This window comes from Streptococcus hillyeri (assembly GCF_003686955.1).
GTDB lineage: Bacteria > Bacillota > Bacilli > Lactobacillales > Streptococcaceae > Streptococcus > Streptococcus hillyeri.
On sequence record NZ_RCVM01000020.1, the window covers coordinates 22,384 to 33,942 of the forward strand.

Annotated in this window: 13 protein-coding genes and 1 pseudogene; 6 read left to right on the top strand and 8 right to left on the bottom strand. The window is 35.8% G+C overall.

What is annotated here, in order from left to right; translation table 11 throughout:
• Window positions 1-72 precede the first annotated feature (72 nt).
• The 6 genes and pseudogenes from EAF07_RS08655 (at window position 73) to EAF07_RS08680 (ending at window position 3,880) form a co-directional block, all read left to right on the top strand.
• Window positions 73-387, top strand: coding sequence for a hypothetical protein (locus EAF07_RS08655; RefSeq protein ID WP_121836165.1), 315 nt, complete (start codon window positions 73-75; stop codon window positions 385-387).
• A 41-nt stretch (window positions 388-428) separates the two neighbouring features.
• Window positions 429-818, top strand: a complete 390-nt coding sequence (locus EAF07_RS08660; protein ID WP_121836166.1) for a hypothetical protein — start codon at window positions 429-431, stop codon at window positions 816-818.
• 16 nt (window positions 819-834) lie between these two features.
• Entirely contained in the window at window positions 835-1,566 is a 732-nt protein-coding gene (locus EAF07_RS08665) for a metallophosphoesterase (protein WP_121836174.1), read from the top strand.
• A 177-nt stretch (window positions 1,567-1,743) separates the two neighbouring features.
• Window positions 1,744-2,531: pseudogene (locus EAF07_RS08670) on the top strand (rolling circle replication-associated protein).
• Between the two features lie 5 nt (window positions 2,532-2,536).
• Window positions 2,537-2,743, top strand: a complete 207-nt coding sequence (locus EAF07_RS08675) for a DUF3173 domain-containing protein (protein ID WP_105153632.1) — start codon at window positions 2,537-2,539, stop codon at window positions 2,741-2,743.
• 3 nt (window positions 2,744-2,746) lie between these two features.
• Window positions 2,747-3,880 carry a site-specific integrase gene (locus tag EAF07_RS08680; protein WP_121836167.1) on the top strand — a complete coding sequence of 378 codons (1,134 nt, stop codon included), beginning with the start codon at window positions 2,747-2,749 and terminating at the stop codon, window positions 3,878-3,880.
• Between the two features lie 87 nt (window positions 3,881-3,967).
• Here EAF07_RS08680 and EAF07_RS08685 read toward each other — a convergent pair whose 3' ends face one another.
• The 8 genes from EAF07_RS08685 to EAF07_RS08720 form a co-directional block, all read right to left on the bottom strand.
• A complete protein-coding gene (locus tag EAF07_RS08685; protein ID WP_245962719.1) occupies window positions 3,968-6,943 on the bottom strand; it encodes an InlB B-repeat-containing protein in 2,976 nt (991 codons plus the stop codon).
• Window positions 6,944-7,010: 67 nt separating this feature from the next.
• Window positions 7,011-7,598, bottom strand: a complete 588-nt coding sequence (lepB, locus tag EAF07_RS08690; protein ID WP_121836168.1) for a signal peptidase I — start codon at window positions 7,596-7,598, stop codon at window positions 7,011-7,013.
• Between the two features lie 12 nt (window positions 7,599-7,610).
• On the bottom strand, window positions 7,611-7,850 hold the full coding sequence (locus EAF07_RS08695; RefSeq protein WP_121836176.1) for a DNA repair protein: 240 nt from the start codon (window positions 7,848-7,850) through the stop codon (window positions 7,611-7,613).
• Window positions 7,851-8,443: 593 nt separating this feature from the next.
• Window positions 8,444-8,683, bottom strand: a complete 240-nt coding sequence (gene rpsR / locus EAF07_RS08700) for a 30S ribosomal protein S18 (RefSeq protein ID WP_000068664.1) — start codon at window positions 8,681-8,683, stop codon at window positions 8,444-8,446.
• 38 nt (window positions 8,684-8,721) lie between these two features.
• Window positions 8,722-9,225: a single-stranded DNA-binding protein gene (locus EAF07_RS08705; RefSeq protein WP_121836169.1), complete on the bottom strand. Its 504-nt coding sequence runs from the start codon at window positions 9,223-9,225 to the stop codon at window positions 8,722-8,724.
• Window positions 9,226-9,236: 11 nt separating this feature from the next.
• Window positions 9,237-9,527 (bottom strand): 30S ribosomal protein S6, encoded by a 291-nt coding sequence (rpsF, locus tag EAF07_RS08710; RefSeq protein ID WP_121836170.1) that lies wholly within the window; start codon window positions 9,525-9,527, stop codon window positions 9,237-9,239.
• A 185-nt stretch (window positions 9,528-9,712) separates the two neighbouring features.
• Window positions 9,713-10,435 carry a hypothetical protein gene (locus EAF07_RS08715; RefSeq protein WP_121836171.1) on the bottom strand — a complete coding sequence of 241 codons (723 nt, stop codon included), beginning with the start codon at window positions 10,433-10,435 and terminating at the stop codon, window positions 9,713-9,715.
• A gap of 11 nt (window positions 10,436-10,446) precedes the next feature.
• Entirely contained in the window at window positions 10,447-11,325 is an 879-nt protein-coding gene (locus EAF07_RS08720) for an ABC transporter ATP-binding protein (RefSeq protein WP_425452099.1), read from the bottom strand.
• Between the last annotated feature and the right edge of the window lie 234 nt (window positions 11,326-11,559).

Below are 11,559 nucleotides of genomic sequence, written 5' to 3' on the forward strand. Positions count from 1 at the left end.
GCTTAAATTCGCTAGATTTTCAGCAACAATATCTGTTCCTCATCGCTCTGCGATGATAGAAAAGAGGTACACATGAAATTAAATGATTTTCTTAAAGCAGAATTGTTAGGTAGCCGTTTTGTAGCCGTAAAGGGATACAGTGAGGTTCTAGACCGTGAGACTGGAAAACCAACTGCTCTTCGGTTGAATGTTTCCATCCAAGATGAGACCTCAGATTTCTTCATGGAAATGATACAAGTCAAGGTTAATACTCTCACGCCTACTGTTTCTGTTCAAGAAATGGCAAACAACAAGACTTGTCCTGTTGCACTTAAAGATTTGAATGTTGGACAATTCAATGGCAATCTTTGGTTTGCTTGCTCTGATATCTTACCTGTAACAAAATAGTTATGTTAAAATATGACAAAAACATATAAAGGAGTTTTACAATGCAAATTTTTAGCTACGATGATTTTAAAAATGAAAAGGGGATTATATCATTTTCTGAAGCGGAACAAATCTATTCTAATCTTCTTAATTCCTCTAATCAGCTTGATAAAGAATTTCAAGAAGAATGGACAACATTTATACTACTCTGCGTAGAGTATGCCTCTGCACGTGGCAAATGGCTCACACTCTCAAGAGAAGAAAAACTTGCCAATGATGAAGCAAGAACTGTTACTCATAATAAGGTGATTTATCAACTAAAACTCTTAAAAGGTTTGGCAAATGAACAGGGTAATGATGTTTCTTGGTTTGAAAAATTTAACGATGATAGAAAACGCATTGGAGACTTTGCTTGCTTTGTGGCTTATATCTATGCCTTAAATGCTCGATAAACAATTAGATGACATTATGGCTATTTATTACTCTATGTCCGATATTCATGGATATTTTAATGAATTTGTTGAGAGCCTTTCAAAAATAGATTTATCTGATAAGGATAATCGACTTATACTACTTGGAGACTATATTGATAACGGTTCTCAATCTTTTCAAGTCATTTCTAAAATAATTGAACTTGAAAAGATTCATCCAAAACAAATTATTACGCTTTTTGGAAATCATGAAGAATGGTTTTATGATTGGTTGATTTTAGAAAAACCTACTGCTTCTGCATATGGTGAAACAATACAAAGTTTCTTTTCTACAGAGGAATTAAACAAACTCTTAACTTTTAATCCTAATAATTTTGAAACCACCATAAGAAATGAAATTAGAAATAATACTAAGTTTATTCCATTCATAAATTGGTTTCAAAAACGATATGAGGATAGTCGCTATTTTGAAACAGAAAATCAAATTTTTGTCCATGCTGGTATTGATGAAGAAGCAGGTGAATTATGGAAAGTGTTAACAGATACTAAAATATTCACAAATAAATTTCCTCTTACCACTGGTAAATTCTATAAAGATATTATTTCAGGTCACATTTATTCTTGTGAAGTAGCAAATGACCCAACCTATCTTGGAAAAATCTATTATGACCAAAAAAGCCATTATTTTATTGATGGTTTTGTAAGTCAAAGCAAAACTATACCTGTTTTGGCATTTGATATTACTACCAAGAAATATTACTTTCTATGACTTCTAATCATGTACCTAGGCAAAACTGCCGACTGGAGGTCGGCAAGCTGGAAGCGTGTTTAGCAGAGCGATGCTGAGGATCACATGATAGAAGTAGGGGGAGCAAAGCTCCTCCTAGTTTATTTATTATATAGACAATCTTTTGGCGAAAAGCAAAGTTAAAAGGAACTATTTTTTATGACTTCATATAATAAAAAATAGTCCGCACTTCTTCTTATATTGAAATTTGGGAATATGAAAAGCCAATATTTTCAAAGGGAAAATCAATTTTAGATACTAATGCTGAAAACAAGGAAAAATCAAAACGCAGAACATTTGACGAACTAACACCAGAAGAACAAGAACAACGTCTTGAACGCATGAAGAAAACTCGCTTAGAAGCAAAGTGGAATTTACTCCGTCTAGTCGATTGTAATTTTGATGATACGACTTCTTTTCTCACATTAACCACTAAAGAAAATATCAGCGATAGAAACCATTTCAAAGACTTACTCAAAACCTTTATTAAACGCTTTAATTATCACATATTTAAGACTAAGAAAAGCCAATTGAGATATATAGCAGTATTAGAAAAACAAAAACGTGGGGCATGGCATGCTCATATTCTGCTTTTCAGCGTTCCTTGTGTTCCACACCGTCAACTCTTGGAACTTTGGGGATATGGAGCAGTACGGATAAATAAAGTTGATGTCGATAGCAAAGAAAACCGCGGTCGATATGTTACCAAATATTTTGAAAAAGGTATCGGACAGGAGCTATTGGAAAACTTTGGTAAACAAGCCTATCTATCATCACGTAATTTGAAGAAGCCTGATGAGGATAAGTTTTATACTTATGAAACTTTTGATTATAATAACTCAACCGTCCTATATGAAACGGAATACACCAGCAAAGTCTATAAAGACGGACAGTATTTCGATAATTACGTTACCTACAAAAAGATAAAGTTAGATACAAAGGAGTAAGTCACATGATAGCAACCGTAAATAAGAATGACCTGATTGCCCTCGGTTTCTCTGAGGGAACTTCTAAACGAATTATCAGACAGGGGAAAGAACTTTTAATAGCAAGAGGATTTAGGGTTTATCAAAATAAGCGTATTGGAACTATCCCTGCTTCTATCGCTACTGAATTACTTGGTTTTGATGTCCAAAATAGCTCTCTTTCTAGGGGGTAATATATGGCAATTAGAAAAGATAAAGACGGCGGTTGGATAGTTGATATTAGCAATGGTTTTGACCCAATAACACTTAAGCAACGTAGAATAGTCAGAAAGGGCTATAAGACCAAGAAAGAGGCTACTGAAGCAGAACACTACCTAAGAAGTGTAGAGCTCAAAGAACGCTTCTATGGGGCTAAAATTACCCTTTCAATGCTCTATGAACTGCTAAAAGAAGAAGATAATATAAATCATCGAAAAGTTAGCTATATCAACACACAAGAAAATAACTATAACAAACACATAAAAGGTTATTTTTCAAAGGTTGATAATGTCGCAAAACTAACCTATGAAGATATTTACCAGTTCAGAGAACATCTTAGGCGAAAAGTTGCCCAAAATTCTGATAATCCTTTAAGCACAAATACTATCAACAAAATCATGATTTTGCTTAAAAAGATTTTTGACGTCGGCTTGCGAAAAGGTTATTACACTACAAATCCAGTAAAGCTACTAAAAAAATTGCCTGTTGAAAAGATTAAAATGCAGTTTTGGACGGTCAAAGAATTCCAGCAGTTTCTAACACTGTTTGAACAAGAAGAATATAATATAAAATTACTCTTTACTGTTCTATTCTTCACAGGGTTAAGACTTGGGGAAGCACTTGCACTAACATGGAAAGACATCGACTTTTCAAGCGATATAATTCATATCACAAAATCTGTTTATGTCAATAAGGGGATTAGCCACATCAGCACAACAAAAACTAAAGCAGGAACAAGAAGAATTGTTATCAATAAAAAATTAAGCCAAGAACTACAACATTGGCAAGAGCACCAAAAACATCTGTTAGAGAAATTTACTAGTGATAGCTTGACCCTACAAGTGTTTCAAAGTAGCCCTATCACAATTACAAAAAATACTGTTGAAAAGCAATACAAGAAAATTCTTGAGCGTGATAACACACTTAAAAAAATACGCATACACGATTTTAGACACTCCCATGCTTCCCTACTGATTAACCAAGGGGAAGATTATCTAGTTGTAAAAGAACGGCTAGGACATGCTTCTATCACGACTACAATTGATACCTATTCTCATTTATACCCTAGTAAGCAGAAAGATTTGGCTGATAAACTAGATGATTTGTTATAAGATTAGTAATTTTTAGTAATTCACACAAACAGCAAATAGAGAAAAAACAAAAAGACAAGGCTTAGAAACCTTGTCTTTTCAATATTTTTAACTATACCGGCGGCCGGGGTCGAACCGGCACGTCCTTGCGGACACTGGATTTTGTGTATAGTGTGCATGTTGATTTTTCCCATCATTGACGATATCAATTAGATTTACAGTATCTTTTCGATAATAGTACATCCCCTGTGAATCCTCAATGAAATTACGTGAAATATCTTCATATTTTGGAACAGTTTGACCATACTCCAAAGTAAAGTGTGTATCTTGTGAATCTGCCAGTTCCCCACCATTGGCATCTAAGATAATATTATATTTTATTTTTCTAAATCCAGGATAAATAGCGAGATCATGGTCAGGCATATTGCTATCCCACTCAAACTCTTGTGTCAATGTCTGATCTTTGTACCATTTCCCATCCCACTCATAGCCGTTCAAATGTGGTTTAGGCTTGACTACTGTCGTATCTGGTCGATAAGCAAGCAAGCTTGCTTCGTATAATACCTTTTTGTCATCAAAATCTTTTAACGGAGCATTCGTATCTGGATATCTAAACTTTAGATTGAATTCTTTTCTTTGATAACGAATATGCAAGTCATATTGACTAGAAATATAGTTATACCACCTATAATTATAATAATCATATTGCCTGCTGTAGCCAACAGTATCTACGTTACTTCCAGATTTAGTAGTTCTCCAATCATCATCCACATTTCTACGATTTGTTATATCATAGCGACGATAACTGTGGACATTAAACCCATTATATTTTTCTGAAAAGGTAAATAGAGTCGAGATTTCGCTAGAAGAACCTGTATCATCATGATTTCCAATATCAGGATAGGTACCATCTGCCTTTTGTTTATAAAAATAAATTGTCTTTGCTTTTTTATCAGTTGATTTAAATAAACGTATTTCTTGGCTTATTGATGGAAAAGCTTGAATTCTAGGATAAGTTCCCTCTGGTAAGACAAACTCACCTAAATAGGTCATCCCTCTGTCACTAACATTGCCGTATTGGTTATACTCATAGTAGCGCCACGTATTAGTTCCACTATCTTTCCAAGTATATCCATTATTCTCTAATGATGTTCCATATAATCCAGTCATAGTAGTTAAATTTCTACTAGTAAACCATCTACTATCATTTGCTCCAATAGTAGTAGGACTATCATAAAATCTCATGGTAATTAAGCGCCTATTGAAATAGACATTCAGTACAGAGGAGCCATCTGCCTTAACTGTTGTCGAAGTCTCTCCACGATCTTGTGTATATTCAAATCCTGCCGATACAAAACCTGTGACATTAGCCCCAGATATATCACTCTGACTGGGTGCAACCCGAGTACCAACTTGTGCTGAGGTAACATACCGTTGACCTGCATAATCATAATTTTTATCTTCTGGTCTTGCATCTTTTTTATCTGTCGAGCTCTGCAACCAATACACAATTGTGTAACTTGCTTTGTCTGGATTCCATTTCGCATATAACTGTGTATCCGCAGTCAATGGTTGAGCAAAGTTAAATTTAGATCCTATAAACTCTTTATTAGAATACCAACCATCAAAGGTATAACCATAACGTTCAGGATCCGTTGGTTGTGATTTACTTGCCAATTCCCCATCAATTACAAATTTAGGAGGAACATATGGAGCACCATTTGAAATACTATCTGTATCATTGACAGTATTTGTGTAAAACTCTAAACGTTTAGATTCCTTAAAGACTGGATAGATATTCGCATCCTTATCCATAGGTAATTTTGCACCTATATCAAAAATACTATCTTGGCCATTCGGAGCTAATGACCATCCAACTAAACGTTTCGTTGCTGTCGGTGGCTTGATTACTTCACTATACCTTGATAAATCTACCATTACTCCACCATCTTTAAGAGCTAGTTGATCTTTTTCAAGAATAATTGTCCCAGCTTCATCATCATAAACTGTAAGATAAACTATTTGATCCATACTTGGTCTAACGTAGATTATTTTACTTTCATTAACTGTTATTGACTGATCAAAGTTAACACGATTTCCCAGCGTATTGTTGCTATACTCAAACCAACCATTGAATCGTTGCTGATGCTCGGTAATCGGAATCCCCACACCATGCAGCTCTTCCCCATTTTTTATGATTTGTTCAGAAACTAATTCGCCAGAACTATTGACAAACTTATACTCTGTTCCATCATAATTTTGAAACCTATAAGTATGCCTCGGAACTTCTTTTCCATTTTGCACAATGGCATAAATAGAGAAGGAGTCTGTCTTAAAGGCAATATCACTATCGGTATTTTTGGTTTCTTTAGTTGCCTTTGATTTTAAAATTTCTGTCTGTCCGTCATCTTTGAAATGGACAATTTTCAAATCTTCATCCTTGGCATCTAACTTTTCGTCATATGACACTTCAACTTTTACGGAAGCTTGCGGTTCCACTTCTTGGTCATCAACCAGCAATCGAATATCATATAGCCTCAACAGTTGAATTTCTTCTTCTTGACGAGCAACCTTATCAAGAACTTTTTCCTTATAGCCATGATACTCAGCTTCTTGTTCTTTAATTTCTTGTGCATCCAACTGAACGTTATCTGGTATCTTTGCCTCTTTCGGAATACTTACTTTGACAGTGTAATCACTACCTCGATAAGTCAAAACATCATCAAAATACTTTACCGCAGCCTCTGTTTCACTAGTAGCTTCGGTCGTCGTTGCTACCTCTGTAACAATTGTCATTGACTCTGACGTTTCTACACTTCCTTCCGACTGCATCGAAACGGTTGACGTCTCAACATCGCCTAGCCCTTCTCCCTTTTCTGGAAATGTTTCTTCCGTTTCCGGAACCTCCAGTCGTATCGCAGCCTCATCAGCTTGTTTATCTGTAACTGTAATCGCTGGCAAAATCAAAAAATAGGTGGTTAGAAAAGTCGCTATAGCCAAGAGAGTCCAGGTCATACTCTTCCACTTTAGTTTATTTTCAAGCTTACCAACATAAGTCGTTACGTATTTATAAATCTTGTCCACTTTACCTCCAATCCATCATCATAATCTCATACAGCTCTCCAAAAACAGTTTTTTCTCATTATAACCTTTATTTGATGGTGCCAAATTTATCCAACGGCCAAATTCTAAAAGAAATTTTTCCGACGATTTGTTCTTCAGAAATGCCACCAATGGCTGTATTACGGGAATCTATAGATGCCGAACGATTATCGCCTAGCACAAAAATTTCTTGATCCGGCACTTGATAAGGATAGGTAATATCACTCTTGCCAAGTGCTTTATCCAGCACATAAGGCTCATCTAATTTTTTCTGATTGACATAGACATCACCCTCAGAGTCAACATTTACCCAATCTCCAGACTGCGCAATCACACGCTTTACCAAGACCTTATTATTGTAATAAAACGCAATGACATCTCCCGTTTCAAAGCTAGACCCCTTTACGGTAAGGACAAGATCATCCTCTTGCAATGTTTTATTCATGGATTGCCCATAAATTCTGAGCACCGGCAACCACAATACCGCTATCAAAATGGCTACAGCTACAACTGCTAACAAGGTATATAACGTTTGTTTAATAATCGTCCAAAAACGACCTCTATACCTTAGGCGCTCTAATTCTTGCGCCAACTCTTTAGAACTGAGTTCCGAAATATTCACCTTCTTTTTGATCATCCTCTTATAATATTAAATGTCTCTCTTGATATTTTGTAGATACTGGTCAGCCGCCGCTTGAGCTGCTTCAAAAACTTTATTCAGAGCCAAAGAAGCTTCCGCAATCGAACCAGATTTTTCCAATAAAATCTTTTTATCTTCCAAACGCTCTGTTAATTGCATTATTGTTTCTTCTTGTTTCTCAATCTTTTCTTGCTGCTCTAGCATAATGGCAATTAACTGTTCTCTTTTTAATTTTTTTAGTTGTTTAATTTCCATGATACTTTCTACCTATTTTTACTCAGATTTCTCACTTTTTATATCTCATCATTTTCCATCTAATTAAATTAGACAGTTTCTCAAAAAAAGCATATAAAACTTTGTTAGTTTAGCATATATACATAGCAAATGCAAGAAATTTGACCTGATTTGATTTAATAAAATAGCTTTTTTAGACCATGAAAATGGCAAAACAAAAATGCTCAGTTTTTAAATTGAAACATCAATTGATACTTAACAAAAATCAAAAATTACTTTTTTGCTTCTTTCTAAAAAGGTGCGGACGCTCAAAAGGTTCGAGGAACCTTTTGAGGTGGGGAATAAAGCTTACGAAGTCAGTGTCCCCACCTCCTACGGAGTTTCATTGCTACTTTTTGAGCCTAGGTCTCAAAAAGTCCGTTATAATCAAGAGTTTACTCTTGATTATAATACCACCATGGCGAAAGAAGCTCTGGTAAATCAAACCATTTATTGGTTCTTGATTTGACTTAAACTGCTAATTTTGATTTTGAATGAGTATGAAAGCTAACTCTACATTCATTAATATTATAAAGACATCAAAAAATGACCCCGAAAGGTCATTTTGATTAGTCTTCGTTTACGAAAGGCATAAGAGCCATAACGCGAGCACGTTTGATTGCTGTTGTTACTTTACGTTGGTTCTTAGCTGAAGTACCTGTTACGCGGCGTGGCAAGATTTTACCACGTTCTGAAACGAAACGGCTAAGAAGCTCAGTATCTTTGTAATCAACATATTCAATTTTGTTAGCTGCGATGTAATCAACTTTTTTACGGCGTTTGAATCCGCCACGACGTTGTTGAGCCATGTTTAATTCTCCTTTATATATTTAATTCGTTTTATCCATTAGAATGGAAGATCATCGTCTGAAATGTCCATTGGATTTGCGTTACCAAATGGGCTTTCATCTCGACCGAAATTTGGTGTTGATTGTGATGGTTGAGAAGTAAAACCTCCACCTGTTGGTGCTCCACCAAATGAATCAAATCCACCTGCATTATAAGAGCTACCAGCATTACCTTCACGTGTAGCACGACTTTCCAACATTTGGAAATTTTCAGCAACAACTTCTGTTACGTAAACGCGCTGACCTTGTTGGTTTTCATAGTTACGAGTCTGAATACGACCTGTAATTCCAATCAAAGCTCCTTTTTTAGCCCAGTTCGCCAAGTGTTCAGCTGGTTGATTCCAGATGACACAGTTGATGAAGTCCGCCTCACGCTCACCATTTTGGTTTTTACGAATACGGTTAACAGCCAGGGTAAAAGTTGCTACAGCCACCTGATTTGGAGTGTAACGAAGTTCTGCATCACGAGTCATACGACCCACAAGTACTACATTATTAATCATAGAGCACCTTCTTACGCGTCAAGTTTAACGATCATGTGACGAAGAATGTCGCCGTTGATTTTTGACAAACGGTCAAACTCGTTAAGAGCTACTGCGTCAGTCGCTTCAACGTTAACGATGTGGTAAAGTCCTTCACGGAAATCATTGATTTCGTATGCAAGACGACGTTTTTCCCATGTTTTTGATTCAACAACAGTTGCACCGTTGTCAGTCAAGATAGAGTCAAAGCGTGCTACCAAAGCGTTTTTAGCTTCTTCTTCAATGTTTGGACGAATGATATAAAGAATTTCGTATTTAGCCATTGATATGTTCCTCCTTTTGGTCTAATGCCTACTGAACTTTGCCAGCAGGAAGTGAGGGATACTCACAGAATACTATTCTACTAGAATTCACAGCCTTTTGCAAGGATTTTATTGCTTTTTTTTGGAAATAGCAGAGCTTCTACAGAAAAGCTCCTGTCCCTTTAGCGTCTTTCCTGCCCTGCTTTTTACTTAAACTCACGACGAGCAAAGAGAAGATAAGAAACTCCTGCAAAAAGAATTGTGTAAACAAAGGCAACAATGCTTGAATGGTTAATAAACGCTTCTGAACCATCTACTGTATTAGCCAGTTTATCGAAAATCATATAAGGCCTGTACACTTCTGAATCAATTTTTAACAACATGCCAAGAATAAGGTTAGTAAAGCTTTCAAACATGGTAAAGACAATGATGAAAAGTGTATTGGTTTTATAAAGTTTATCAAACAAATTAAAGAAAACCAAAGGCAATGCTGCTGTCGCTAAATAATAAGGAAATTGGTAGCTAAAAGCTTCAAAAAGTCCTGAAAAAATCATATCGCCAGTAAGTATTTGATAAACAATACCTGCAAACGTATAGGCAATTACAATATACAAAAAGCTGACAACAATACTCATTAACCAACGATAAGCAAATGTCTTTGGTCGGCTTTGAATTTTAACCAAACTATTATTAATGGTACGCTGTACAAAATCCTCACCAAAGAAGATTTTTCCTGGAGTGACAAAAAAGAGGGGAAAGAAACTGGTAAAAAATGGCATCATGAAAGGTACCACTGCTGTTTGAGGTATCGTTTGACGAGAAATGGCATAAGCTATCCCTCCACTAAGTAGGAGTAAAATAATCAACGAAATCAAACTCAAACGCTCTTTAAAAATGCGGTAACAATCGGCTTTTAAAAATTTTAACATTATTTTTCTCCTTACTGTAATAAACTTAGATAATAATCTTCAAAACTTGAACCTGTTTGGTAGATTCCTTTTATCTCAACATTTAGTTCAGCTACTAAATCAATCAATTCTTGAACGGTTTTTTCTGGTTTAATGCTGAGGTAATCTTCCACAACATCTAGTGACACCCCTGTTGCTTGCAGCGCTTTCGCGACTTTAGCATTATCTACTGTCTCTAGGCGAATACGGTTCTCCACTTCTGCTTTAAGCGCAGCTTTTTCAATATCCTTAATCACGCGCCCTTTATGCATGATAACAAAACGGTCAACCACCAGCTCCAATTCAGACAGAATATGGCTGGAGATAAGAATGGTGATGCCAAATGTGTCTCTGAGGTTCAGGATAATATCACGCATCTCCTTGATACCAGATGGATCAAGCCCGTTAATCGGTTCGTCCAAAATCAGAAAATCTGGAAAATCAATAATGGCAAGTGCTATCGCCATACGCTGACGCATACCAAGAGAGAAATTTTTGACCTTTTTCTTACGGTCAACATCTGCTAGACCAACCAAGTCTAAAACTTCTTTAATGCGCTCATCAGCCTTTGGCAAACCAATCTGCAAGGCTGTATATTTAAGATTGGCGTAAGCAGACATATTAGGATAAAGCGTTGGAGACTCAATCAAAGCACCAATTTTATAATCTTGACAGCGCTCAATTTTTCCTGAACTAGCATTGATAAGCCCAGATAAGACTCGAATGAGGGTCGTTTTACCTGCACCATTTTGTCCAACAAGACCACAAATTTCACCTTTTTTGATGTCAAAACTAACGTGTGATAAAGCTTCTTGCTTACCATATTTTTTACTAATATCGCTAATCTGTAACAATGTTTCAACCATTACAATACTCCTTCTGAATTTTTAGTCTCTTTTTTGTATGTTTAAATCAATACAATATCTATGTATCAATGTTACCATACAACAGAAATTTGTCAAGAGAAAAATTGATATAACACGACAAACGCATGAAATCTTCTATTTCCATTTTGCAAGTGTTGAAAGTTTTTTGCCCTAAAGCAATTGTTTTAAATACTTGTCAAAGGACAGACTTAGGGCATATTTCTTACGACGCAGACTCAT